This is a genomic window from Nocardia sp. CA-128927 (genome assembly GCF_050955855.1).
Taxonomy (GTDB): domain Bacteria; phylum Actinomycetota; class Actinomycetes; order Mycobacteriales; family Mycobacteriaceae; genus Nocardia.
Map to the genome: position 1 here is coordinate 837,204 of NZ_CP192087.1, position 23,772 is coordinate 860,975.

Annotated in this window: 22 protein-coding genes, 1 tRNA gene and 1 pseudogene; 16 read left to right on the plus strand and 8 right to left on the minus strand. The window is 66.8% G+C overall.

All coding sequences use genetic code 11. The annotated features are described in order from the left end of the window. Window positions 1–3 precede the first annotated feature (3 nt). The 9 genes from ACQPW1_RS04135 to ACQPW1_RS04175 are packed head-to-tail and all read left to right on the plus strand — an operon-like array spanning window position 4 to window position 9,353. Window positions 4–855, plus strand: a complete 852-nt coding sequence (locus tag ACQPW1_RS04135; RefSeq protein WP_150403814.1) for an MlaE family ABC transporter permease — start codon at window positions 4–6, stop codon at window positions 853–855. A gap of 6 nt (window positions 856–861) precedes the next feature. Further along, window positions 862–2,058, plus strand: coding sequence for an MCE family protein (locus tag ACQPW1_RS04140; RefSeq protein ID WP_433661452.1), 1,197 nt, complete (start codon window positions 862–864; stop codon window positions 2,056–2,058). Next, window positions 2,055–3,077 carry an MCE family protein gene (locus ACQPW1_RS04145; RefSeq protein ID WP_433661453.1) on the plus strand — a complete coding sequence of 341 codons (1,023 nt, stop codon included), beginning with the start codon at window positions 2,055–2,057 and terminating at the stop codon, window positions 3,075–3,077. The genes ACQPW1_RS04140 and ACQPW1_RS04145 overlap by 4 nt, the downstream gene beginning before the upstream one ends. After that, window positions 3,077–4,141: an MCE family protein gene (locus ACQPW1_RS04150; RefSeq protein WP_433661454.1), complete on the plus strand. Its 1,065-nt coding sequence runs from the start codon at window positions 3,077–3,079 to the stop codon at window positions 4,139–4,141. Before ACQPW1_RS04145 ends, ACQPW1_RS04150 begins: the two co-directional genes overlap by 1 nt. After that, window positions 4,138–5,406 (plus strand): MCE family protein, encoded by a 1,269-nt coding sequence (locus ACQPW1_RS04155; RefSeq protein ID WP_433661455.1) that lies wholly within the window; start codon window positions 4,138–4,140, stop codon window positions 5,404–5,406. The genes ACQPW1_RS04150 and ACQPW1_RS04155 overlap by 4 nt, the downstream gene beginning before the upstream one ends. Next, complete coding sequence (locus ACQPW1_RS04160) at window positions 5,403–6,647, plus strand: MCE family protein (protein ID WP_433661456.1); 1,245 nt, start codon at window positions 5,403–5,405, stop codon at window positions 6,645–6,647. The genes ACQPW1_RS04155 and ACQPW1_RS04160 overlap by 4 nt, the downstream gene beginning before the upstream one ends. Further along, window positions 6,644–8,071 carry an MCE family protein gene (locus tag ACQPW1_RS04165; RefSeq protein WP_433661457.1) on the plus strand — a complete coding sequence of 476 codons (1,428 nt, stop codon included), beginning with the start codon at window positions 6,644–6,646 and terminating at the stop codon, window positions 8,069–8,071. Before ACQPW1_RS04160 ends, ACQPW1_RS04165 begins: the two co-directional genes overlap by 4 nt. Next, the gene (locus tag ACQPW1_RS04170) at window positions 8,068–8,871 is read left to right on the plus strand and encodes a hypothetical protein (RefSeq protein ID WP_433661458.1); all 804 of its coding nucleotides are present in this window, start codon (window positions 8,068–8,070) and stop codon (window positions 8,869–8,871) included. Before ACQPW1_RS04165 ends, ACQPW1_RS04170 begins: the two co-directional genes overlap by 4 nt. Continuing rightward, window positions 8,868–9,353 (plus strand): h domain protein, encoded by a 486-nt coding sequence (locus ACQPW1_RS04175; protein ID WP_433661459.1) that lies wholly within the window; start codon window positions 8,868–8,870, stop codon window positions 9,351–9,353. Before ACQPW1_RS04170 ends, ACQPW1_RS04175 begins: the two co-directional genes overlap by 4 nt. 13 nt (window positions 9,354–9,366) lie before the next feature. Here ACQPW1_RS04175 and ACQPW1_RS04180 read toward each other — a convergent pair whose 3' ends face one another. From ACQPW1_RS04180 to ACQPW1_RS04195, 4 genes are all read right to left on the minus strand, one after another. Next, window positions 9,367–10,824, minus strand: coding sequence for a sensor histidine kinase (locus ACQPW1_RS04180; RefSeq protein WP_433661460.1), 1,458 nt, complete (start codon window positions 10,822–10,824; stop codon window positions 9,367–9,369). Next, window positions 10,821–11,558 (minus strand): response regulator transcription factor, encoded by a 738-nt coding sequence (locus ACQPW1_RS04185; protein WP_150403823.1) that lies wholly within the window; start codon window positions 11,556–11,558, stop codon window positions 10,821–10,823. Before ACQPW1_RS04185 ends, ACQPW1_RS04180 begins: the two co-directional genes overlap by 4 nt. 231 nt (window positions 11,559–11,789) lie before the next feature. Next, window positions 11,790–13,346, minus strand: coding sequence for an alpha,alpha-trehalose-phosphate synthase (UDP-forming) (locus tag ACQPW1_RS04190; protein WP_433665133.1), 1,557 nt, complete (start codon window positions 13,344–13,346; stop codon window positions 11,790–11,792). An 88-nt stretch (window positions 13,347–13,434) separates the two neighbouring features. Beyond that, window positions 13,435–13,626, minus strand: a complete 192-nt coding sequence (locus ACQPW1_RS04195) for a hypothetical protein (RefSeq protein WP_150403824.1) — start codon at window positions 13,624–13,626, stop codon at window positions 13,435–13,437. A 144-nt stretch (window positions 13,627–13,770) separates the two neighbouring features. Between ACQPW1_RS04195 and ACQPW1_RS04200 the strand changes: the two genes are divergently transcribed. The 4 genes from ACQPW1_RS04200 (at window position 13,771) to ACQPW1_RS04215 (ending at window position 17,094) form a co-directional block, all read left to right on the plus strand. After that, window positions 13,771–14,604, plus strand: a complete 834-nt coding sequence (locus tag ACQPW1_RS04200; RefSeq protein ID WP_433661461.1) for an alpha/beta fold hydrolase — start codon at window positions 13,771–13,773, stop codon at window positions 14,602–14,604. Between the two features lie 173 nt (window positions 14,605–14,777). Continuing rightward, complete coding sequence (locus ACQPW1_RS04205) at window positions 14,778–15,020, plus strand: MbtH family protein (protein ID WP_011207082.1); 243 nt, start codon at window positions 14,778–14,780, stop codon at window positions 15,018–15,020. A gap of 115 nt (window positions 15,021–15,135) precedes the next feature. Further along, window positions 15,136–15,207: transfer RNA gene (locus ACQPW1_RS04210), tRNA-Thr, on the plus strand. Between the two features lie 756 nt (window positions 15,208–15,963). Beyond that, window positions 15,964–17,094, plus strand: coding sequence for an AAA family ATPase (locus ACQPW1_RS04215; RefSeq protein WP_433661462.1), 1,131 nt, complete (start codon window positions 15,964–15,966; stop codon window positions 17,092–17,094). 302 nt (window positions 17,095–17,396) lie between these two features. On the opposite strand, the pseudogene ACQPW1_RS04220 reads toward ACQPW1_RS04215, so the two are convergent. The 3 genes and pseudogenes from ACQPW1_RS04220 to ACQPW1_RS04230 all read right to left on the minus strand — a co-directional run. Then, window positions 17,397–17,645 (minus strand): annotated as a pseudogene (locus tag ACQPW1_RS04220) (IS256 family transposase); the annotation flags it as partial. A gap of 703 nt (window positions 17,646–18,348) precedes the next feature. Then, entirely contained in the window at window positions 18,349–18,774 is a 426-nt protein-coding gene (locus ACQPW1_RS04225; RefSeq protein WP_433661463.1) for an HIT family protein, read from the minus strand. A 40-nt stretch (window positions 18,775–18,814) separates the two neighbouring features. Further along, window positions 18,815–19,192 carry a PH domain-containing protein gene (locus ACQPW1_RS04230; RefSeq protein WP_433661464.1) on the minus strand — a complete coding sequence of 126 codons (378 nt, stop codon included), beginning with the start codon at window positions 19,190–19,192 and terminating at the stop codon, window positions 18,815–18,817. A gap of 160 nt (window positions 19,193–19,352) precedes the next feature. On the opposite strand from ACQPW1_RS04230, the gene purD reads away from it, so the two are divergent. Then, window positions 19,353–20,630 (plus strand): phosphoribosylamine--glycine ligase, encoded by a 1,278-nt coding sequence (gene purD / locus ACQPW1_RS04235; protein ID WP_433661465.1) that lies wholly within the window; start codon window positions 19,353–19,355, stop codon window positions 20,628–20,630. Here purD and ACQPW1_RS04240 read toward each other — a convergent pair. Continuing rightward, entirely contained in the window at window positions 20,623–21,621 is a 999-nt protein-coding gene (locus ACQPW1_RS04240) for a M23 family metallopeptidase (protein ID WP_433661466.1), read from the minus strand. The two genes, purD and ACQPW1_RS04240, sit on opposite strands and share 8 nt — an antisense overlap. A 138-nt stretch (window positions 21,622–21,759) precedes the next feature. On the opposite strand from ACQPW1_RS04240, the gene ACQPW1_RS04245 reads away from it, so the two are divergent. Both ACQPW1_RS04245 and ACQPW1_RS04250 read left to right on the plus strand, forming a co-directional pair. Further along, window positions 21,760–22,923, plus strand: a complete 1,164-nt coding sequence (locus ACQPW1_RS04245; protein ID WP_433661467.1) for a pyridoxal phosphate-dependent aminotransferase — start codon at window positions 21,760–21,762, stop codon at window positions 22,921–22,923. 128 nt (window positions 22,924–23,051) lie between these two features. Then, window positions 23,052–23,696, plus strand: a complete 645-nt coding sequence (locus ACQPW1_RS04250; protein ID WP_405167493.1) for a TetR/AcrR family transcriptional regulator — start codon at window positions 23,052–23,054, stop codon at window positions 23,694–23,696. The last annotated feature ends 76 nt before the right edge of the window (window positions 23,697–23,772 follow it).

Below are 23,772 nucleotides of genomic sequence, written 5' to 3' on the forward strand. Positions count from 1 at the left end.
CGCATGGCCTTCGTGATCGAATCCCGCTTCCCGCGTACCGTGCGACGAGTGCGTCGGATGTCGGACTCGCTCGATTCTGTTGGTAAACACGCTGTGTTCTATGCACAGGCACTGGGGGCTATTCCGCGTGCCTTGACGCACTACCGCACCGAAACCATTCGGCTGATCGCCGAAATCAGCATGGGCAGCGGCGCTTTGGCGGTGATCGGTGGCACCGTGGTGATCGTCGGCTTCCTGACGTTGTTCGCGGGCGGCACCATCGCCGTGCAGGGTTACAGCTCGCTCGGCAATATCGGCGTCGAGGCGCTCACCGGCTTCTTCGCGGCCTTCATCAATGTCCGCATCGCGGCGCCGGTGATTTCCGGCATCGGGCTGGCCGCCACCATCGGGGCCGGGTCGACGGCGCAGCTGGGCGCCATGCGGGTGGCCGAGGAGATCGACGCGCTGGAGTCGATGGCGATCCGGCCGGTGCCGTATCTGGTCGGCACCAGGGTGCTCGCCGGGATGATCGCGATCGTGCCGCTGTACGCCCTCGCGGTGATCGCGTCGTTCCTGGCCAGCCGGTTCGCCACGGTGGTCATCTACGGGCAGTCGGCGGGCGTCTACGACCACTACTTCTCCACCTTCCTGATCCCGAGCGACATCCTCTGGTCGTTCGCCCAGGCGATCTTCATGGCGCTGGCGGTCATGCTGATCCACACCTATTACGGCTTCCATGCCGCGGGCGGACCGGTCGGGGTCGGCGTCGCGGTCGGCAACGCGGTGCGCGCCTCGCTGGTCGCAGTGGTCACGGTGACCCTGCTGATCTCGCTGGCCATCTACGGCACCTCCGGCAACTTTCACCTGTCCGGGTAAAGCGAGATGGCGGATTCGAACAAAGTGCGCGCAGCAGTGGGATACAAGTTGGCCGGTGCCGCGATGGTGCTCGCGCTGGTCGCGATCATCGCCGTCGCGTTGGTGATGTTCGTCGGTGGTTTCACCTCGACGGCCACCGTGACGATCGACGCGCCACGCAGCGGACTCGTGCTCGATCCCGACGCCAAGGTGAAGATCCGCGGGGTGGAGATCGGCCGGGTGGTCGCGATCGACCAGACCGCCGACGGCGCCAGCCTGAAGCTGGCGCTGAATCCCCAACAGCTGAAGCTGGTTCCGGCCAACGCAGGCGTTGATATCCGCTCCACCACCGTCTTCGGCGCGAAGTACGTGAACTTCACCGTGCCGCAACAGCCTTCGTCGAGCTCGCTGCAGCCGGGCGCGCGGGTGACCGCGCAGCACGTGACCGTCGAGTTCAACACGCTGTTCCAGCACCTGTCCGACGTGCTGGCCAAGGTGGAGCCGGAGAAGCTGAACGCGACGCTGTCCGCGCTCGGCACGGCGCTGCAGGGCCGCGGCGAGAAGCTGGGCGACCTGCTCGCCCGCAGCGACGCCTACCTGCGCGACATCAACCCGTATCTGCCCACGCTGCAACAGGATCTGGTGAAGACCGGCGACGTCACCAACCTGTACGCGGACACCGTCCCCGACCTGTTGCGCACCGTCGACAACGCCACCGTCACCAGCCAGACGCTGGTCGACGAGCAGCAGAGCCTGGACAACGTGCTGGCCAACCTGATCGGCCTGGCCGACACCACCGGTTCGGTCTTGCGCGAGAACGAAGGCAACTTCAGCACCGCGCTCGACCTGCTGCGGCCGACCACGAGCCTGCTGTTCGAGTACGCTCCCGCGCTCAGCTGCATCATCAACGGCCTCGGCCCGATGATGCCGCTGGCCGAGGAGGTGTTCGGCGGCAAGCTGCCCGGCATCGGGATGAACACCAACTTCATGTTCGGCGCGCAGCCCTACAAGTATCCGGACGACCTGCCGAAGGTGAACGCGACCGGCGGCCCGCACTGCGAGGGCGTGGTGGATCGGGTGCCGGACAGTCACGCGGGTTACGTCGTCACCGACACGAACGAGGGAGCGCCGTACGTGCCGAACACGGGTTTCCCCAAGCCCAACGAAGCACCGAAGGTGTTCCAGCTGTTGTTCGCCGGGCTACCGGGGGTGGGCTCGCTGTGAAGAACACCGCGACGACCGTGAAACTGGTCATCTTCACGCTGGTGATGGCGCTGGTGTTCGCCGGGCTGGTGGTCGTTTTCAGCCAGATGCGCTTCGCCAGGGAGTACGGCTACCACGCCGTGTTCACCAGTTCGTCGGGGATGCTGCCCGGCTCGAAGGTGCGCATCGCCGGGGTGCCGGTCGGCTCGGTCTCCTCGGTGAAGGTGGGCAAGGACCATCTCGCGCACGTCGAGTTCGACGTCGACCGCAAGTACCGGCTGCTCACCAGCACCCGCGCCACCGTCCGCTACGAAAACCTGGTCGGTGACCGGTATCTGGAGCTGCTGGAGGGGCCGGGCACGAACGAGGTGCTGCCCGACGGCGGCACCATCGGCAAGGACAAGACGGCGCCGGCGCTGGACCTGGACATGCTGCTCGGCGGGTTCCGGCCGCTGCTGCGCGGCCTGGATCCGGCCCAGGTGAACGACCTGACCGCCGCGCTGCTGCAGATCTTCCAGGGCCAGGGCGGCACCCTGGTTTCGCTGCTCAACAGCGGCGGCTCGTTCGCCAAGACGCTCGCGGACCGCGACGAGTTGATCGGCAACGTGATCAACAACCTGAACACGGTGCTGGCGACCATCGATCAGCGCGGCGACCAGTTCGCCACCACGCTCGACGAATTGCAGCGCCTGGTCAGCGGTTTGGCCGCCGATCGCGATCCGATCGGTGACGCGTTGCCGCGTATCGCGGGCGCTACCCGCGACCTGACCGGACTGCTCCAGACGGCGCGGCCGGATTTGAGATCCACCATCGAGCAGACGGGGCGGCTGTCCACCAATCTCGACGATGGCTCCGACACCATCCAGTGGGTGCTCGACAAGTTGCCGGATACCTACAAGAAGCTGATCCGCATCGGCGCCTACGGCTCGTTCCTGCAGCTCTATGTCTGCGGGACCAACCTGGTCGTGGACGGCCCGAACGGGCAGCCGATGCAGGTGAACCTGCCGGGTAAGCAGACGACCGGAAGGTGCACGCCCTGATGAACGAGCGATCGCGCGCCGTCACCATCGGCATCGTCGGGCTGGTCGTCGCGGCGTGTGTTGCCTTGTCGGCCTTGCAGTTCAGCAAGCTGCCGTTCATTCGCGGCGGCGCGACCTACACCGCGTACTTCGCCGACGCGGGCGGCCTGCTGCCCGGCGACGCGGTCCAGGTGGCCGGGGTGCGGTCCGGCGAGGTGGACGACGTGCACCTGGACGGCGCCAAGGTGCTGGTCCGCTTCACCCTCGACGAGTCGATCGTGCTCGGCCAGAAGACATCCGCCGCGATCAAGACCAATACCGTGCTCGGCCGCAAGTCGCTCGAGCTGACCCCGACCGGCTCTGGCACGCTGCGGCGCACCGACCCGATTCCGTTGGACCGCACCACTTCTCCGTACTCGCTCAACGACGCACTCGGCGACCTCGGTCGCACGGTGCAGGGGCTGGATATGGATCAGGTGGACAAGACCCTGGACACGCTGTCGGCGACCTTCGCCGACACCCCGGCGCCGCTGCGCGCGGCGCTGGACGGCGTTACCGCGTTGTCGCGCAGCATCAATGCCCGCGACCAGGCCCTGACGGAGCTGCTGACCCGGGCACAGAACGTCACCAAGATCCTGGCCGACCGGAGCAACCAGATCAACGCGCTGCTGCTGGACGGCAACAACCTGCTCGGCGAGCTGGACCGGCGCCGCGCCGCGATCGGACAGCTGATCGTCTACATCAACGAGGTGGCCAAGCAGCTCTCCGGTCTGGTCTCGGACAACGAGCCGATCCTGAAACCCGCACTGGACAAACTCAATTCGGTGCTCGGCCTCCTGCAACGCAACAAGCAGAACATCTCCGACGCGCTCGACAGCCTCGGTCCGTACGCCGCGGCGCTCGGCGAGCAGGTCGGCAACGGGCCGTGGTTCAACGCCTACGTCGTCAACGCCACCAGCACCGAGTTGCAGCCGCTGGTCGACGCGCTGGTGTGGCCGGAGCATCTGCCCGAGGACCTGCGCAACATCTTCACCAACCCGGCACCGCCGTCGATCGGGCCCGCCATTCAGGAGCCACCGCGATGAACATGCTGGACAGAGCTCGCAAACTGCCGCGCTGGGCGCTGCTGGTCGCCGGTGGGCTGGTCGCCGTGCTGGTGCTGGCCGGCGTCTACAGCGGCGTGACCCGGATCGGGAAGACCTCGATCACCGCGTACTTCCCGTCGACGTCCGGGCTGTACCAGGGCGACGAGGTCAGGGTGCTCGGCGTCAACGTCGGGCGGATCGACTCGATCGAACCGGGCAAGGACCGGGTCAAGGTCAAGATGACCGTGGATCGCGGGATCAGTATCCCGGTCGACGCTCGCGCGGTGATCATTTCGCCGTCGCTGGTCTCGGCGCGCTTCATCCAGGTGGCGCCCGCCTACGTCGGCGGGCCGAAAATGCGTGACGGCGCGGAGATTCCGCTCGAGCACACGGCCGTGCCGGTCGAGTGGGACGACATCAAGGCCGAACTGTCCAAGCTGTCAACGACTCTGGGTCCGGTCGGCGACGACTCGCAGGGCTCGTTCGGTCGCTTCGTCAACACCGCCGCCGACAATATGGACGGCAACGGGCAGAAGCTGCGCGACACGTTGCGCGAGTTGTCCGCGACCCTGAACACGTTGTCGGACGGGCGCACCGATCTGTTCGGCACCATTCGCAATCTGCAGAAGTTCGTCGACGTGCTGTCGGCGAGCAACGAGCAGATCGTGCAGTTCGGCGGCAGGCTCGCGTCGGTGTCCTCGGTGCTGGCCGGCACCTCGCAGGAACTCGGTGCGGGACTGGACAATCTGGATACCGCGCTCGGCGATGTGAAGCGGTTCCTGGACGGCAGCGGCGCCGAACTCACCGGGGGTGTGCAGCGGCTGGCCGATGTCACCCAGCAGCTGGTGGACAAGCGGCCCGAGCTCGAGCGCGTGCTGCATTCGGGGCCGACGGCGCTGGTGAACTTCTATCAGATCTACAAGCCGGCCCAGGGCACGCTGGCCGGCGCGGTCTCGCTCAACAACACGGCCGATCCGCTCGGCTTCCTCTGCGGCTCGGTGCGGGCGCTGGAAACCAACGACTCGGATCGCTCCGCCGATCTGTGCGCGCAGTACCTCGCGCCGGTGATCAGCTCGCTCGCAATGAATTACGCGCCGATCATGCTGAATCCGGCGACCGGTGTGCACGCGTTCCCGAACCAGCTGACCTACAGCCCGCCGAGCCTGGCCGGGCAGACGGCACCGCCGGGTCCGGCGCCGGGACCGGCTCCGGTGACGGTGCCGAACGGCCTTACCGGGCTGGCTATTCCAGGAGGAGGGCGATGAAGCGGCCTCGCCGGATGGCAATGCTGGTGGTGGGTCTCGCGGTGGCCCTTGGTATTTCGGGCTGTGAGTGGGACGGGTTGAACTCGCTGCCGATGCCGGGCACCGAGGGCACGATGGACGGCGCGTACAAGGTGCGCATCCAGATGCCGAATGTGACCACGCTGACCAGGAATTCACCGGTCCGGGTCGACGACGTCACCGTCGGCACCGTGTCGAACATCGAGGTGGAGGGCTGGCACGCGCTGGTCACCGTCACGCTGAATCCGAGCGTGCGACTACCCGCCAATGCCGTCGCCAAGATCGGCCAGACCAGCCTGCTCGGCAGCAACCACGTCGAGCTGGCCCCGCCGAGCGACGCTGTGCCGCAGGGACAGTTGAAGGACGGCGACCTCATACCGCTGGAGCGGGCCGGGGCCTATCCGACGACGGAGCAGGTGCTCTCGTCACTGTCGGTGGTGCTCAACGGCGGTGGCATCTCGCAGCTGGAAACGATTACCCGCGAACTGAATTCCGCACTCAACGGCCGGGCCAACGACATCCGCGACCTGCTGCCGCAACTCAACGAGCTGACCACCAACCTGGACAAGCAGCGCAACGACATCATCGCGGCGATGAGCGGACTGGACCGCCTGGGCGGGCAACTGGCCCAGCAGCGTGACGTGGTCGCCGCCGCCATCGAGCGGATCCACCCCGCGCTCACCGTGCTCGCCGACCGCACCAAGAACATCACCGCGACGATCAACGCGCTCGGTGACCTCAGCGATGTCACCGATCGGCTCATCGCCAGCAGCGGCGACAACCTGAAGGCCAACCTGCGCAGCCTCGCCCCGGTGTTGCAGACGCTGGCCGACACGGGGAGCAACCTCGTCGAGTCGCTGAAGATCATCCCGACCTTCCCGTTCCCGATGAAGAACCTCGACAAAGCGATCATGGGCGACTACCTGAACCTGTTCATCACGGTCGACCTCACCGGAAAACGCCTGGACAGCAACTGGTTGACCGGCACTCCGCTCGGCGGTCGATTCGGCGGCGTCGAGGGTGTGATCGGCAGTTTCGCGCCGGATACCGCGACACAGAGCGGCAATCCGGCGACCGGACCGCTGCAGCCGGGGCCCGCCCCCGGCGCACAGCCCGCGCCGACCATTCCCGGCCTGCCGCCGATTCCCGGTCTGCCCGCCATTCCTGGGCTGACCGTGCCGCTGCCGGGAAACACTGCGCCACAAGGGGGTCCGGGCCGATGACACTCACCCGATTCGTCCGCGTCCAGCTGTCGATCTTCGCCGTGCTCACGGTGATCGGCCTGGCGATCATGGGCGGGGTGTATGTGAAGGTGCCCGCCATGTTCGGCATCGGCCGCTACGACGTCACGGTGCAGCTGGAGGCGACAGGTGGTCTCTACCCGACCGCCAACGTCGCCTACCGCGGCACCAATGTCGGTGTGGTGCAGGATGTTCGGCTCACCCCGAGCGGGGTCGAGGCGAAGCTGTCCATCGACAGCGACTACAAGGTCCCGTCGGATGTCAACGCCTGGGTGCGCAGCGTCTCCGCGATCGGCGAGCAGTACGTCGACCTGATTCCGTCCGACCACCCGGCCGCCGGAAACCTGGCCGACGGCGCGGTGATTCCGGTGGGCCGCACCAAACTTCCGCAGGACGTCGGCACGCTGCTCGACCAGTCCGACCGGCTGCTGTCCAGCGTCGCCGACACCCGGCTGCGGCAGGTGATCGACGAGGCGTTCAAGGCGTTCAACGGCGCGGGCCCGGACCTGCAGCGGTTCATCGACTCGGCGTCGCTGCTGGTGCAGGAGGCGCAGAACAGCGCGGAACCGACGAAGAAGCTGATCGATCAGATAGGACCACTGCTGGACACCCAGACCCGGTCCGACGCGGCCATCCGGTCGTGGACCAGCGACCTGGCCACCGTCACCGACCAGTTGCGGGCACACGATCCGTCGCTGCGCAATGTGTTGCGCGACGGGCCGTCCGCGATGCAGCGGGTCAGCGCGCAGTTCGAATCGTTGCGGCCGACCCTGCCGCTGCTGCTGAACAATCTGGTCAGCACCGGGCAGGTCGGCGTCACGTATCACGCTGGGCTGGAACAACTCCTGGTGGTCTTCCCGCCGCTGATCGCCGCACTGCGGACGATCATCCGCGGACCGGTGGAATACGGCGCCATGGTCGACTTCATGGTGGTGGTCAACGACCCGCCCGCCTGCACCACCGGATTCCTGCCGCCCAACGAGCGACGCTCGCCGAGCGAGCTGGACTCGATCCCCTCACCGCCCGGCCTGTACTGCAAAGTGCCGCAGGACTCGCAGGTCGACGTGCGCGGCATCCGCAACACGCCGTGCGCGGAATTCCCCGGCGTGCGAGCGCCGACACCCGAGCTCTGCCGGACCGGCTATGTCCCAGAAGGGGACAACCCCGCGTTCGGTCCGCCGCGCCCGGTAGCGCCCGCGTCCGCGCCGGCTGCACCGGAAGCGACACAGGTGGCACCCGCCGCGTACGGCACCGGCACGCCCGCTGCCGCGAGATCCTATGATCCGTCCACCGGCCAGTACATCGGCCCGGACGGCCGCACCTACCGACAGGGCGATATCGGACCGGGCGGTTCGGGCACGGTACCGTCGAGCTGGCAGGCGATGCTCGAGGAGCAGCAGAAATGAGCGATAGCAACGCAGATCAGCACCGTACGCGGCGACGCGCGGTGCGCTCGGTGGGTCCACCGGTGGAAGAGACGGCGAGCCCCGCTGTGACGTCGGTTCCGGTCACCGGGAAGGCGGCTACGGCCGGTGCCGCGCCGTCGGCAGCCGACACTGAAAAGGCGTCCGGTGTCACGGCTTCCGTGCCGGAAACGAACAGTGTGGACGCGGCACCTACCGACGCTGTTGTCGCCGACGCGTTGGACGACAAGGCTGTCGACCTCGCGAAGGGCGTGCCGAACCCCGATGCGCAGGATGTCGCACCCGAACCGACCCGGCTCGGCGTATGGCGCATCGTCGGCGTCGCGGCCGCCGCGGTCCTGGTGCTCGCCCTGCTGATCGGTGCGGGCTTCGCCGGGATGAAGGTGCGGTCGATCGACGCCCGCGACGAGCGTCGCGGCGAATACGAGCAGACCGCCCGCCAGGCCATCCTGAACCTCACCACCATCCGGGCCGATTCGGCCAAGGCCGACATCGACCGGATCCTCTCGGTGGCCTCCGGCCAGTTCAAGACCGAATTCGACGGCCGGGTCGACCCGTTCATGAATATCGTGCAGCAGGCCAAGGTCGTCTCCAACGGCGAGATCATCGACGCGGCGCTGGAAAACGACAGCGACGATTCCGCGACCGTGCTGGTCGCCGCCAAGCAGTCGCTCACCAACGCGGGTCAGCAGGGCGAGCAGACGCGGTTCTACCGGTTCCGGGTCACCGTGAGCCGCGGCGACGCCGGTCTGACGGTTTCCAAAGTGGAGTTTGTGGGATGAAGACGCGCGGCAAGATCCTCCTGGCGACACTGAGCGTGCTCGCCCTCGCGGCGGTAGTCGTGCTCGGCGTCAGCGGATTCCGGATCTGGAACGACAACCAGGCCGAGCAGGCCCGCAAGGACGCGGTGACGGCCGCGAGCCGCACGGTCTCGGCCATGTTCACCTATGACTATCAGACGGTGGACAAGGAACTGCCGAAGGCGGCCGACAACCTCTCGCCGAAGTTCCGCGACGACTACCTGAAGCTGATCGAACAGGCAATTGCCCCGGGCGCCAAGGAAAAACAGCTCAACGTCAAGGCGACCACTCAGGCGGGTGGCGTCGTCTCCGGTGACAAGTCACACGTGATTGTGCTGCTGTTCCTGAATCAGGTTACGACGAGCAAGGATTCGCCGGAGGGCACCACGACCGGCAGCCGGGTCCGGGCCACGGTGGACAAGGACGGCGACCGCTGGCTGGTCGACCAGGTCACCCCGGTCTGATCGGAAACGGTTGTCACGCACTGCTTTCGCGTGGCAGCCGGACGGTGAAGGTGGTGCCGACCCCCTCGGTGCTGCGCACGTCGACCGTGCCACCGTGCGCGGTGACCAGCGCCTGCACGATGGACAGGCCGAGGCCGGCGCCGCCGCTGGTGCGGGCGCGGGAGTTGTCGGTGCGGTAGAAGCGTTCGAAGATGCGATCGGCCTCGTCGGCGGGTAGGCCCGGGCCGGTGTCGGCGACTTCCAGGAGGACCTCGCGGGCGGTGGGGGTGAGGCGGACCGCGACCGAGGCGTCCGGCGGGGTGTGCGTGAGCGCGTTGTTGAGCAGGTTGGCCAGCACCTGGCGGAGCCGGGTCTCGTCGCCGACGATCTCCAAAGTGCCTTCACCGGTTTCGATTTCGAGTTCGATGCGGCGGCTCGAGCCGTTCGGGTGCGCGGCGGCCGCCATCGCCCGCGCGCTGTGCACGGCGTCGCTGGCCACGGCGAGCAGATCGACCTGGCCCTGTTCCAATGGGCGCTGTGCGTCCAGCCTGGCCAGCATCAGCAGGTCCTCGACGAGCACGCCCATGCGCTGGGATTCGCGTTCGATGCGGTCCATGAAGAGGTCTGGGTCGGCGGTCGCGCCCTGGCGGTAGAGCTCGGCGAAACCGCGGATGGTGGTGAGCGGGGTGCGTAGTTCGTGGCTGGCGTCGGCGACGAACTGGCGCATCTTCGCCTCCGAACGCTTGGCGGCGGCCTCGGAGGCCTCGGTCTTCGCGAACGCCTGCTGGATCTGGCTGAGCATGCCGTTGAGCGAGTGGGACAGCCGGTCGACCTCGGTGTTGCTGCCGTGCACCGGAACTCGGCGATACAGGTCACCGCGGGCGATGGCGGCGGCGGTGTTCTCCACGCGCAGCAGCGGGCGCAGGCTGCGCCGGATCACGAAGTACGCGGCGATGGCCAACGCGGTCAGCACGATCAGCCCGACGACCAGTTCCAGCATGACGAGGCGTTGCACGATGTCGAAGTTCTGGTTCAGCGGCAGCGCCACCGTGGTGGTGCCGTCCGGGGTGCGGACGGTCAAGGTGCGCCACTCGATCGGTCCGCCGCCGACGGAGCGCACACTCAGCGGTCCGATCTCCGGCGAATCGGGCAGGGTGGGATCGGCATCGATGCCGAACGCCTTGATCACGAAGACCCGGCCGTCGTCCTGCACCGTGCGGACGTAGAACTGGCTGGTGTGCCGCGGATCGCCCGGCACCACGGGCGGCGGGGGCAGCTTGCGGCGGGACCATTCGATCGCGCCGTTGCGCAGTTGCTGATCGGTGCGGTCGGTGAGCGAGCGTTCCAGCCCCGAGGTGACCACCATGCCGGAGATCAGCAGCCCGAGTCCCGCGGTGGCGACCAGAATCAGCATCAGCGTCACCCGCAACGGGATCGCCGACAACACACCGGAGGTCTTGGCGCGCAGCGCCGCGATCCGGCCTTCGGTCATTTCCCGGCCGACCGGCTGCGGCTCGGCGCGCGCATCACATAGCCGACCCCGCGCAGGGTGTGGATGAGCCGCTCGTCGCCGGTGTCGACCTTCTTGCGCAGATACGACACGTATGTCTCCACCACGCCGACCTCGCCGCCGAAGTCGTAGCGCCACACGTGATCGAGGATGCGCGGCTTGCTCAGTACCGTGCCCGCGTTGACCATGAAGTAGCGCAGCAGGGTGAACTCGGTGGGGGACAGCGCGACCGGCTCGCCCGCCTTCCACACCTCGTGGGTGTCGTCGTCGAGTTCGATGTCCTCGAACCGGAGCCGGGAGCTCTCCCGCTGCGGTGCGGCGTGCCCGGCGCGGCGCAGGATCACCCGCAGCCGGGCCACCACTTCCTCCAGGCTGAACGGCTTGGTGACGTAGTCGTCGGCGCCGAGGGTGAGCCCGGTGATCTTGTCCTGCACCTCGTCGCGTGCGGTCAGGAACAGGACGGGGGAGTCGATGCCGTCGGCGCGTAGCCGGCGCAGCAGGCCGAAGCCGTCCATGCCCGGCATCATCACGTCGACGATCAGTGCCTGCGGCCGGAAACTGCGCGCCTTGTCCAGCGCCTGCGCCCCGTCGACGGCCGTGTCCACCGCGAAGCCCTGGTAACGCAGGCTCACCGCGAGCAGCTCCACGATCATCGGCTCGTCGTCCACCACCAGCACCCGTGCCTCGGGTGCCTGCTCCGCAGGCGCACCACTCATGGGTTCATAGTCCGGTATCCGGCTGCGAACTTGCTGGACCAAACCTGGGTGATTCCTGTGAGCCCTGTCGGATTTGCAGCGCCTGCGGCGCTGCGTGTTCGCGGCCCCCGGGTGTCTCGCGTCCGAGCGGCCGAGACTCGCGCCTGCGGCGCATGCGCTTCGGCCACTCGGACGCGAGACGGGCCACGAACGGCGCTCGCAAAACTCGCACCTCCAGTGGACTACGTGTGGCTAGCGGGAGGGTTGGCGCTCCTCCGGGTACGTGTCGTCGTCGGTCAGCAGCGCGCTGCCCGCGACCTGACCTTGCGCCAGCGCCTCGAGGAAGGCGCGGGCCCAGCGGTCCACGTCGTGCGCCAAGACCTGGCGGCGCAGCGAGCGCATGCGGCGGCGTTTGGTGTCGCGATCGTCCTCGATGGCGGAGACGATGGCGTCCTTGACGCTGTCCAGGTCGTGCGGGTTGCACAGGTAGGACTGCCGCAATTCGGCTGCGGCGCCGGTGAATTCGCTGAGCACCAGCGCGCCGTTGAGGCCGCTGTGGCAGGCGACGTACTCCTTGGCGACCAGGTTCATGCCGTCGCGCAGCGGTGTCACCAGCATCACGTCGGCGGCGACGAAGAAGGCGATCAGCTCGTCGCGCGGGATGGGCCGGTGCAGATAGTGCACCACCGGGTAGCCGACCTGGGCGAACTCGCCGTTGATCCGGCCGACCTGGCGCTCGATGTCGCCGCGCATCTGGATGTAGCTCTCCACCCGTTCGCGGCTCGGCGTGGCCAGCTGGACCATGACGGTCTCGGACGGATCGATCCGCTCCTCCAGCAGCAGCTCTTCGAGTGCGTTCAGCCGGATGTCGATGCCCTTGGTGTAGTCGAGGCGGTCGACGCCGAGCAGGATGTTCTTCGGATTGCCCAGTTCCGCACGGATTTTCGCGGCGCGCTCGCGGATGGAGCGGCGGCGGGAGTGCTCGTCGAGTTCGGCCGAGGAGATCGAGATCGGGAACGCGCCGACCCGGACCGTGCGGAAGCCGACCTGCACGACGCCGAGCTTGGACCGGACGCCGACGGTGCCGCGCGAGGTCGGCTGCCCGGCCAGCCTGCGGGCCAGGTACAGGAAGTTCTGCGCGCCGCCCGGCAGGTGGAAGCCGATCAGGTCGGCGCCGAGCAGGCCCTCCACGATCTCGGTGCGCCACGGCATCTGCATGAACAGCTCGACCGGCGGGAACGGGATGTGCAGGAAGAAGCCGATGGTCAAGTCGGGGCGCAGCATCCGGAGCATCTTCGGCACCAGCTGCAGCTGGTAGTCCTGCACCCACACGGTGGCGCCCTCGGCGGCCACCTTCGCGGTCGCCTCGGCGAAGCGCCGGTTCACCGTGACGTAGGCGGCCCACCACTTGCGGTCGTAGACCGGACGCACGATCACATCGTGGTACAGCGGCCACAGCGTGCCGTTGGAGAAGCCCTCGTAGTAGTCGGCCACTTCCTGCGCCGTCAGCGGCACCGGATGCAGCTCCAGGCCGTCCTCGATGATCGGATCGACGTCCGCGTCGGGCACCCCCGCCCAGCCGACCCAGGCGCCTTTGTTGCTGCGCAGCACCGGTTCCAGCGCCGTGACCAGACCGCCGGGGCTGCGCTTCCACCGAGTGCTGCCGTCGGGCAGCCGTTCCAGGTCGACCGGGAGCCGATTGGCCACGACGACGAAACCGGAACCGGATTCGGCCGGGCCGGTGCTCGCGGTGCTGGTGTCGTCAGGTGCGGTATCTAGGGCGGGGTCGGAGTCGTCGGACGAAGTCATCTGGTCCACTCACGCATCCTTTGCGCGTCGCTGGGTCCCCCGGAGAATCCGGTAAGTCGACGTCGCCGTTGGCGTCGAAAGGCTGGGCTTATTCTGCCCGGGCGCTCGGTGCGATGCCGAGCATCGACAACAGCATCCGGCACTCGTCGGCGTCCTCGGCGTAGGCCGCAACAACGCGCTGTGCCTGACGTGCGGTTTCGTCGGCAAGTGGTTCCAGATCGTCGTCCGCGATGTCGTTCGCGCTGCCCTTCGCGGCCATCTTCAAGTCCTCCCGGTTCACTACGCTCGTACCTGCGAATAGTCAATGGTATCTGGCGTCAGCAGGCGCGGGTGGCACCCGCGTCAGACCGGCCCCCGGCCGGTGTGCCGACTCCATCCGTCCCTATACCGTGGGACGGAGCATCAACTCCACGAAAGGGTCGATATGCCGCTGGCCACGGTGAACGGAATTTCCCTCAACTACCAGGTCAAAGGTGACCGCGCGCGGGGTACCGATGTCAAGGGTTCGGGGCCGCTTGTGGTCATGATCATGGGCACCGGCAGTCCGGGCCGAGTCTGGGAACTGCATCAGGTGCCCGCGCTGGTCGCGGCCGGCTACCGGGTGTGCACCTTCGACAACCGCGGGATCGCGCCCTCCTTCGAGGCCGCGACGGGTATGACCATCGACCAGCTGGTCGCCGATACCGCCGCGCTGATCGAGCTCCTCGACGAAGGTCCCGCCCTGGTGGTCGGCACCTCGATGGGTGCGCGGGTCGCGCAGGAACTGGCGCTCGCCCGCCCCGAACTGGTGCGCAAGGCCGTCTTCATGGCGGGCCACGGGCGCCTCGACCAGTTCCAGAAGACGCTCTCGCTCGGCGAGCACGACCTCGACGCCAGCGGGGTGAAGCTGCCGGAGAAGTACGAGGCGGCGGTGACCGCGGTGATGAACCTGTCGCCCGCGACGCTGGCCGAACCGAACTCGGCCCGCGACTGGCTCGACCTGTTCGAGTTCACCGGCGGTCCGGTCACGCCCGGCATCCGCGCGCAACGTCGGATGGATCACGATTTCGATCGGGTGCAGGCCTACCGCGGGATCACGGTGCCGTGCTTGGCCGTTGGCTTCGCCGACGACCGGATGATCCCGCCCTACCTGTCCAGGGAAGTTGCCGAGGTCATCCCGGGTGCGCGGTATCAAGAAGTTCCGGACGCGGGTCACTTCGGCTACCTGGAGCGTCCTGAGACAGTGAACAAGATTCTGCTCGACTTCTTCGCGAGCTGAGATTCCTCGGCCAGAGGTAACCGCCCAGGCGTAACGTCTCCCTTGCTAGGGTCGAAACAACGCTCGGGACTCCAACGGCGCGCAAGTCCGCGGAACCCCTCGGTTCGTCGGACCCGGCGCCGGAGGATCCAAGAGCGATCCCGTACACAGCGCCAGTATCCAGTGAGGTGAAATTGAGCACCAACCCCTTCGATGACGAAGACGGCCGCTTCTTCGTCCTGGTCAACGACGAAGAACAGCATTCCCTGTGGCCTGCCTTCGCGGAGGTCCCGGCCGGATGGCGCGTCGTGTTCGGCGAGGACAGCCGCGCTGCCTGCGTCGAATACGTCGAGAAGAACTGGACCGATATGCGTCCGAAGAGCCTGCGCGACGCCATGGCCGCCGATGACGCGGCCCGTCAGGGCGCCCAGTCCTGATCTCGCGGTAGCCGAATACTGCGCCGGGACACTTGCCGACTGCGTGATGCCGTAAAGCCGGTGTCACGCAGTCGGTGTGCCCGGCTATGATGGCAACCGCTTTCCGAAGGCACCCGCCTCCTTAGCTCAGTGGTAGAGCACTCGCCTTGTAAGCGAAAGGTCGTCAGTTCAATCCTGACAGGGGGCTCAGATTGAAAGGGTGGTCAGACCGAACTCGGTCTGACCACCCGTTTGCTTTGGGCCGGAACGACGTTCAGTCGGGGACGTTGGCTCCGTAGCCGAGGTCGCGCAGGGCCTGCTTGATCTTGGTTTGCGCCTCGCCTCTGTGGCGCTGGCTGATGTACTGGTGGTTGGGTTGCTCATTGCGTACTTGAGGTCCAGGTCGCGTGTCACGAGAGGCGACCAGTAGGACAACCAGATCGCCGGAGGAACCGGGCCTCCGGTCGGCCCGTCGAACTTTGTATGGACGACATGCAAGTGGCACAGCGACACCCGGAACCGAGCAGTTGCGCGGCACGATGGGCTGCTACTCGGCCCTGTATCAGGTTGCGGGCTGTCTATGGATGTTCCGGCCATCGGGTGTCAGGGCGCGGGAGGTCGTGCGGTCTTGCTGCCCGTTACATGACGAGTTTGGGCTGAGTCCGCCACACCTCCGCCACGCTGGGATGCCGCTGCTCTTTTGCTGTGCGCACCCATCCTCCATCGGTCCTGGGCCGAATAGGTGACAACTCCGCTGCTATCGCATTTGGGTCGGTGAGCTCAAGCCGGTGCACGGGACTGATCGGCGCGGCGGAAGCTTTTGGCTAGATTGTGCGATTCATACTCGCGGCAACGTAGGGTCAATCCTGCCGTCGGCCTAGTGGCCGGGATATGGACGACGTAGCATAGTACTAGACAGTAAGTTGTCCAGTTCATCGATCGGAATAGGTGCATGTCAAACCCTATGGAAACCGCATCGGCGGACGATAGTAGTCGGCTTTCTGATGATTTCGTCCACCTGACTCGACTCGCTATGGCTGGTCGCGAGCAGGACGTCGCGATGTTTGTCCGCCGGGTCGCTCGGCGGAATCGTCAGGCTATGCCAGACATGGCTGAGGCACTCATAGGTGTGCTCAGGCAGAGTCCCACCCGTGCGTCGCCGCTGCGTGGTGAGATCAGCTCGCCCGTACCAGTAGATGGAGACAGTCGTCTGCCGCTGCTGAGCATCATTCACGAGGGGACCGACGTCGAGCAGCCGATCCTTGCCGAGGAGGTCTTCAGACCGCTACAGCAGATCGTGGATGAGCGCGGTGCTTCGGAACGCCTCGCCGCAGCAGACTTGTCGCCAGCGCGCACAGTGCTGTTTGTCGGACCACCTGGTGTCGGCAAGACTATGGCGGCCACTTGGATTGCGGCGAGATTGTCACTGCCCCTAGTGATCCTGGATCTCGCCACAGTGATGAGCAGCCTGCTTGGCAAGACTGGGACGAACTTGCGGCATGCCATCGATTATGCAAAGCAGCGCCCCTGCGTGTTGCTTCTCGACGAACTCGATGCGATCGCCAAACGGCGCGATGACGATCGAGATGTCGGTGAACTGAAACGCTTGGTCACGGTACTGCTGCAGCAGATCGACGACTGGCCGGCCGGAGCGGGCTTGGTCATTGGCGCTACCAATCACGCAGAGCTACTCGATCCCGCTGTATGGCGACGCTTCGACGTCAGTGTCGGTTTCCCTCTGCCAGGTCCTGACCAGCGTCGCGACGCTATCCGGCGCTTCGCGGCACAGCCTCTACCGGGCTCGGTCGTCGAACTAGCCACGACGGCTTCAAAAGGAAAGTCCTACAACGACATCGAGCGAGTAACGATGCAGCTGCGTCGGCGCTCGGTGCTCGATAACGCGCCGCTGGAAGACTTGATGCTCAAGCACTGGGGGCAAGTTGTGCAGGATCTGCCACGCGCTGAGCGGCTGCAAGTAGCGACGACTTTGGCAGAAGCCGGTACCTTGTCGCAGCGTCAAATAAGCTTGATGACTGGAGTGTCGCGCGACACTATCCGTGGATTTGCTCAGGAAAGATCAACCACAAGTCACTAGGGGGAGTGGATGCCTGGACCGCGGTTCTTAATTGGATTCGGTGAGCGTCTAACTGAGCCGGTTGTTCCTGCTCCCAGCGGCAGCTCCACTCCTGCCCCCTACACCGTCGAGGAGGCTCGTGAACGGATCGGCGGCATGATGGTCCGGGCGAGCGATGCTGCCGACGACCTTCCTGACCTCGCCTGCCCAGATGATCTGACCGTCGCTATCGCCACCCTGCATCCCGCCTACCTGTCCAAGAGCGGCTATCCGGCACAGCTGCTCGTGACAATGCAAATGACAGCTGTGGGGAGCCGACCGGTAGCCTTCACCCTCACCGCGCCCGCCGCCGTGAGGACCTCCCGTTCGGCGTGGTAACCGTTGCGCACCACCAGGCGGTGGCCGTTCTCGTCGAGCTGATCGGCGAACTGGGCAACATAGGCCGCGACCTCGGCCTTCAACGCCGCCGCGAGCATCTGCCGGGCACCGTCACGCACGATCTCATCGAGCAACGACCGGGTCGAACCAGCCGCATCGTTTGCTGAGGGGGTGTTCTGAACTACCGTAAACACGGACGTACCTTCCCGACCGGCGTTGGCGCGCCGGCATGATCAAGACTTCGGACAGATAGATCATCCGGGAAGGTGCGTCCTTCCCGTCATCCACAGGTCTTGATCATTTCTCGGAGAAATCCGCGAACTGTACCAAGTTATGCCGGATTCGCTTGTGGTGCATCATGACCACGATAATAAGATTTCTTTCGAACTCGAGGTCCTGGATCCTGGCAGCATTGCTTACGGACATGTCCGGGATCGGACCGACACGTACTTGGCGCGACGAAAACCTCGTGCGCGAAACGTCGTCGGCTATCCGTAAGACGAAGTACATTAGTTGCTGTTGAAAGCGGGCGGGTCGCAAGAACTGCGGGCCGGACGTACAGTCCGGAAGAGATCTTTGTCGCAGACCGCCAGCGAATCCGCGACGATAGTCGGTGAAGCCTCGGCCAGCAGGTTTAGCGTGGCGGTGACTGCGTCACGGGTTAGCGGCGGACCAAGGTGGTGGGGCACGATGTGGTGGATGTCGGCGGTCGCGAAGCTTTAGTCGTCGATGACGAGCGAACAACCTAGGTCGTTGCTGGCGATCGCGGAGCTGCCAGAATTGCCGATGTCGTCTAAGCGAAAGGTCGTCAGTTCAATCCTGACAGGGGCTCATCCAAAAAGGGTGGTCAGACCGAACTCGGTCTGACCACCCTTTTGCGTTGGGCCGGAACGGCGTTCAGTCGGGGACGTTGGCTCCGTAGCCGAGGTCGCGCAGGGCCTGCTTGATCTTGGTTTGCGCCTCGTCCATGGATTCGGGGGTCGGGTCGGTGTCGGCGCCGGAGATGTCGAAGTTGCCCATGGTGAAGGCCGGGAAGACGTGCACGTGCAGGTGTGGCACCTCGAGGCCGGCGATGAGCAGGCCGGCGCGGGGTGCGTCCCAGGCCGCGCGCACGGCCTGGCCGATCTTCTGGGCGACGACGTTGAGGCGGGCGAAGGTGTCCGCGTCGACGTCCTGCCACTGATCGATCTCCTTGCGGGGCACCACCAGGGTGTGCCCGGGGGTGACCGGTGCGATGGTGAGGAAACCGACGAATTCGTCGTCCTCCCAAACGAATCGACCTGGTAGCTGACCGGCGATGATCGCGCTGAAGACAGAAGCCATGCTCCGCAGGCTACGCGCCGCGGGTTTCGCGGCGAAGCGACTACACCGCCGCGAAATGCGACAGGATGCCCTGCACCTCGTAGATGTCGACCTGGCGGTTGAACCGCTTCTGCAACGGCTCGTGGCTGCCGGAGATCCAGATGCAGAGCTCGGCATCCAGGTCGAAGGTGCCTGCGGTTTCCACCGAGAAGTGGGTGATCGCGCGGTAGGGAATGCTGTGATAGCTGACCTTACGGCCGGTCATGCCCTGCTTGTCGACCAGGATCAGGCGCCGGTTCGTGAACAGGATCGCATCGCGCACCAAAAGGTATGCGGCGTAGACCTGTTCACCTTCGCCCATCAGTTTCGCGTATTCCTGTTGCGCCCGGCCGGGATCGATCCGTCCGGCATTGCCCATCAGTCCGTCGATCAGACCCATCGTGTGCACATCCTTCGCGCGGTGTGGGTGGCGTGGTCCGGCTGCGGTATGCCGGAACCATCCCTTTCCATCATCCATGTCGCGAGACCGATATTCGATGGTCGACTGCTGTTCATGAGTGAGCGCAGGTCCTCCTGGGCCTTCACCTAAGCTGTCTGCCGTGCGCGTACTCGTCATCGGTTCCGGAGCCCGTGAACATGCCCTCGTCCTCGCGCTGCGCCGCGACCCGGCGGTCAGCGGGATCGTCGCTGCTCCGGGCAACGCGGGTATCGCGCAGCACGCGCAGACGCGGCCGGTCGATCCCTGCTCCGCCGAAGCGGTGGTCGCGCTGGCCACCGAGGCGGCGGCCGATCTCGTGGTGATCGGACCCGAGGTGCCGCTGGTGCTCGGTGTCGCCGACGCGGTGCGCGCGGCCGGGTTCGCCTGTTTCGGACCGTCGGCCGCGGCCGCGCGGATCGAGGGCTCCAAGGCCTTCGCCAAGGATGTGATGGCGGCGGCGGGGGTGCGGACCGCGCACAGCGAGATCGTGGACACCCCGGCCGACCTCGATGCCGCGCTGAGCCGGTTCGGGCCGACCTGGGTGGTGAAGGACGACGGTCTCGCCGCGGGCAAGGGAGTGGTGGTCACCGCCGACCGTTCCGCGGCCCGCGATCACGGCGCCGAACTGCTGGAGCAGGGGCACCCGGTGCTGCTGGAATCGTTCCTGGACGGGCCGGAGGTTTCGCTGTTCTGCCTGGTCGACGGCGAGACGGTGGTGCCGCTGCTGCCCGCGCAGGATCACAAGCGGGTCGGCGACGGGGACACCGGGCCGAACACCGGCGGCATGGGCGCGTACACGCCGCTGCCCTGGCTGTCCGATGAAGCGGTGACCGCGATCGTCGATGACGTGGTGAAACCCGTTGCGGCCGAGCTGGTTCGCCGCGGCAGCGGATTCTCCGGTCTGCTCTACGCCGGTCTCGCGATGGGTGTCGCCGGACCCGCGGTGGTCGAATTCAATTGCCGCTTCGGCGATCCCGAGACCCAGGCCGTGCTCGCCCTGCTGGAAAGCCCGCTGGCCGAGCTGCTCAACGCCACCGCCACCGGCACGCTCGCCGAGGTGGAACCGCCGCGCTGGCGTACCGGCTCCGCGATCACCGTGGTGCTCGCCGCCGAGAACTACCCGGGCCGTCCGCGCATCGGCGATGTCATCACTGGTGCGGGCGACGGCGCGATCGACGACTCCGCCGCGGTGCTGCACGCCGGAACTGCGCTGCGCGAGGACGGCGCCCTGGTCTCCTCAGGCGGTCGCGTGCTCAATGTGGTCGGCGTCGGCGCCGATCTCGCCGAGGCGCGCACCAACGCTTACGCCCGCATCGCCTCGATCAAACTGCCGGGCAGCCACTACCGCACCGACATCGGCCTCGCCGCCGTCGAGGATCGGATCGCCGTCCCTAGCTGAAGGTGAGCCCGTGTAGGGCCAGCCACTGTTGTGGGTCGATGTGCTGCCCGCCGACGATCACCTCGAAGTGCAGGTGCGGCCCGGTCGAGTCGCCGCGGTTGCCGATGCGGGCGATCTGCATCCCGGCCGGGACGCGTTCGCCGCGCGAGACGAAGAAGTCGTACATGTGGCCGTACACGGTGATGGTGCCGTCGTCGTGGCGGATGCGCACCCAGAGCCCGAAGCCCTCGGCCGGGCCCGCATCGATGACGGTGCCGTTGGCGACCGCGTAGATCGGCGTGCCGATAGGGCCCGCGATGTCGATGCCCGCGTGGAAAGTGCCCCAGCGGGAACCGAATCCGGAGGTGAGGGTGCCCTTCGCGGGCATGACGAAGCCGCCGATGCCCGGCAGGACCGCGCCGGGAGTCGTCGTCGCGCCGCCGCCCATCCACGGCTGCCATTCACCCGCTGCCGCGGCGGCGGCCTCGGCCTTGGCGCGTTCCAGGGTGGCGCGCGCGGCGGCCGCGACCACGGCCTGTTCGCGCAGGCGTTCACCGTTGTCGATGGCGTTCAGGTACCGGCGCACCGATGGCGGCGTCGACTGGACCTGTAGCGGATAGGCCACGGCGACGCGCTGCGCATGCCCCTCGTCCGGGATGCCACCGCTGATCGTGCCCGCGAACGAGGCGTCGCCCGCGGCGAAGACGGCGGTCACAGCGAGCCCGGCCAGCAGTACGCGATGCTTGCGCAGCAGTGCCAGGAACTTGTCGCGATCGGGGCGCTTGTCCCACTGTTCGCGCAGGTGTTCGCGCAGCTCGGAGCGCCGCCGCCACAGTTCCCGCGGATCGGGGCGCCGTCGCAGGATCTCCTGGACGTTGCGCCGATCGAGCAGGGCCCGTGGGCCGCGCGCCGGTCGTTCCCGGAGCCGGGCACGCCAGTCCGGCGGAATGACCCCGATGCCACCCACTCCGCGCACCCGGTCGAGCCCAGCTCGTCGAGCATTCTCGAGCATCAAGCCGACCATAACCCCGGCGGCAGGGGAGCGCACGACCGGCGCTGGGTCCGGCGGGCTGGGCCGGAGTCTGTGGGGCGAGACGAAAGGCGACCGTCACCGGGGTGCCGTCGTGCGCCACCGTCTACCGTCTGACGGGTGTCCAGAGAATCTCGCCGGTCGACCATTCCACCTTTCTACGTGATGGACGTCTGGAAAGCTGCTGCGCAACGTGCCAGAACGCACGGGGATGTGCTCGTGCTGGCCGCCGGACAGCCGTCGACGCCCGCACCCGCGCCGGTGCTGCGCGCGACGAAGGCCGCGATCGAGTCCGAATTGCTCGGCTACACCGAGACTTTCGGCATCCTGCCGTTGCGCGAGGCGATCGCCCAGCACCACACCGAGACCTACGGCTACGCCGTAGACCCGGACGACGTGGTGGTCACGACCGGTTCGTCCGGTGCGTTCTCGCTGATCTTCCTGGCCGCCTTCGACCCCGGCGACACCGTGGTGGTGGCCCGCCCCGGCTATCCCGCCTACCGCAACACGCTCACCGCGCTCGGTTGCCGCGTGGTGGAACTGGATTGCGGCGCGGAAACCAGGTTCCAGCCGACGGTCGCCATGCTGGACGCGTTACCCGAAGCCCCGGCGGGACTGGTGGTCGCGAGCCCGGCCAACCCGACCGGCACCATGATCGCGCCAGCCGAACTGGCCGCGCTGGCCCGCTGGTGCGACGCGCACGGCACCCTGCTCATCTCCGACGAGATCTACCACGGCATCACCTACGACAGCTCGGACACCGGAACCTCCTCGTCCTGGGAGACCTCCCGCGAATCGGTCGTCATCGGCTCGGTCTCCAAGTACTTCTCGATGACCGGCTGGCGGCTCGGTTGGATGTTGGCGCCCAGCGGTTTACGGCCCGCCTTGCAACGGCTGGCCTCCAATCTCACCGTGTGCCCGCCCGCGATCTCGCAGTACGCGGCGCTGCACGCGTTCGGCGCGGAGGCCAAGGCCGAGCTCGACGGCCACGTGCGCCGCTATGCGATCAACCGGCAGTTACTGCTGGAGGGGCTGCCGAAAATCGGCATCACCGAGCTGGCTCCGGCCGATGGCGCCTTCTACGCCTACGCGGATATCAGCCATCTCACCGACGATGCGCGCAAGTGGTGTGCCGACGTGCTCGACCACACCGGAGTCGCGCTCGCGCCGGGCATCGACTTCGATACGGTGCACGGAAATCGGACAGTTCGCTTCTCTTTCGCGGGTGCGACCACCGACATCGAGCAGGCCCTGGTTCGTCTAGGGCACTATCTAGGTGTTTGATCGTCGTGTACGGCAACAACTTTCCGCAGTTCGGCACCGTGGCCGCGCGGATACGGTAGAACATCGATGGTTGCTTTTCCTCGCTGATTTCCCCTGGAAGAACTGATGACGACTGGCACGATGGCACGGTGATCACCGCGACGACCCCGAAAGGCGAACGGCGTCGCCAGGCTTTGGTAGCTGCCGCCGCCGAGTTGTTGCTCGAAGGCGGGTTCGAGGCGGTGCGGCATCGGTCGGTCGCGACCCGTGCCGATCTGCCACTGGCGTCGACCACCTACTACTTCGAATCGCTGGAAGATCTGATCGCGCGCGCGGTCGAATTCAGCGGCAACGTGGAACTCGACGCGATGCGCCGCCGGGTCGGCGAGGTCAGCCATCGCCGCCGCGGCGCCGAGGCGACCGTCGATCTGGTACTCGATCTGCTGGTCGGCGCCGACGGGCACTGGCACGACGAGGGCGCGCGCGGGCAGTTGATCGCACGGTACGAGCGATCGGTGGCGTCCGCGCGACACCCTGAGCTACGGGAAGTGCAGCTACGGCTCAGGGCTCAGCTCGACGAGCTGCTCGCCGATGTACTGCGCCGCTCCGACCGACTGGTGCGGCCCGAGCAACTGCGCAGGTTGGTCGCGGTGGTGGACGGCGCGGTGGTCGCGGCGCTGACCGAAATGGAGCCCGAACCGCGCCGAATGGCCCGTGGCGCGCTGCTCGAGGTGATCGATATCGTCGCACCGGCGACGCCCCAGCAAGTGGACCGTTTCCGCGCATTAGACTGACAAGACGTGAGCGAGCGTAGCGAGGGAACCATAGACACAGTGCCCAGGGGCACGACGGAGCCGAGCGTCAGCGAGG

Coding starts and splice junctions, on each gene's coding strand:
- ACQPW1_RS04135 (WP_150403814.1), top strand. CDS start 4: ATGGCCTTCGTGATCGAATCCCGCTTCCCGCGTACCGTGCGACGAGTG.
- ACQPW1_RS04140 (WP_433661452.1), top strand. CDS start 862: ATGGCGGATTCGAACAAAGTGCGCGCAGCAGTGGGATACAAGTTGGCC.
- ACQPW1_RS04150 (WP_433661454.1), top strand. CDS start 3,077: ATGAACGAGCGATCGCGCGCCGTCACCATCGGCATCGTCGGGCTGGTC.
- ACQPW1_RS04155 (WP_433661455.1), top strand. CDS start 4,138: ATGAACATGCTGGACAGAGCTCGCAAACTGCCGCGCTGGGCGCTGCTG.
- ACQPW1_RS04160 (WP_433661456.1), top strand. CDS start 5,403: ATGAAGCGGCCTCGCCGGATGGCAATGCTGGTGGTGGGTCTCGCGGTG.
- ACQPW1_RS04165 (WP_433661457.1), top strand. CDS start 6,644: ATGACACTCACCCGATTCGTCCGCGTCCAGCTGTCGATCTTCGCCGTG.
- ACQPW1_RS04170 (WP_433661458.1), top strand. CDS start 8,068: ATGAGCGATAGCAACGCAGATCAGCACCGTACGCGGCGACGCGCGGTG.
- ACQPW1_RS04175 (WP_433661459.1), top strand. CDS start 8,868: ATGAAGACGCGCGGCAAGATCCTCCTGGCGACACTGAGCGTGCTCGCC.
- ACQPW1_RS04180 (WP_433661460.1), bottom strand. CDS start 10,824: ATGACCGAAGGCCGGATCGCGGCGCTGCGCGCCAAGACCTCCGGTGTG.
- ACQPW1_RS04185 (WP_150403823.1), bottom strand. CDS start 11,558: ATGAGTGGTGCGCCTGCGGAGCAGGCACCCGAGGCACGGGTGCTGGTG.
- ACQPW1_RS04190 (WP_433665133.1), bottom strand. CDS start 13,346: ATGACTTCGTCCGACGACTCCGACCCCGCCCTAGATACCGCACCTGAC.
- ACQPW1_RS04200 (WP_433661461.1), top strand. CDS start 13,771: ATGCCGCTGGCCACGGTGAACGGAATTTCCCTCAACTACCAGGTCAAA.
- ACQPW1_RS04215 (WP_433661462.1), top strand. CDS start 15,964: ATGGAAACCGCATCGGCGGACGATAGTAGTCGGCTTTCTGATGATTTC.
- ACQPW1_RS04225 (WP_433661463.1), bottom strand. CDS start 18,774: ATGGCTTCTGTCTTCAGCGCGATCATCGCCGGTCAGCTACCAGGTCGA.
- ACQPW1_RS04230 (WP_433661464.1), bottom strand. CDS start 19,192: ATGGGTCTGATCGACGGACTGATGGGCAATGCCGGACGGATCGATCCC.
- ACQPW1_RS04240 (WP_433661466.1), bottom strand. CDS start 21,621: ATGCTCGAGAATGCTCGACGAGCTGGGCTCGACCGGGTGCGCGGAGTG.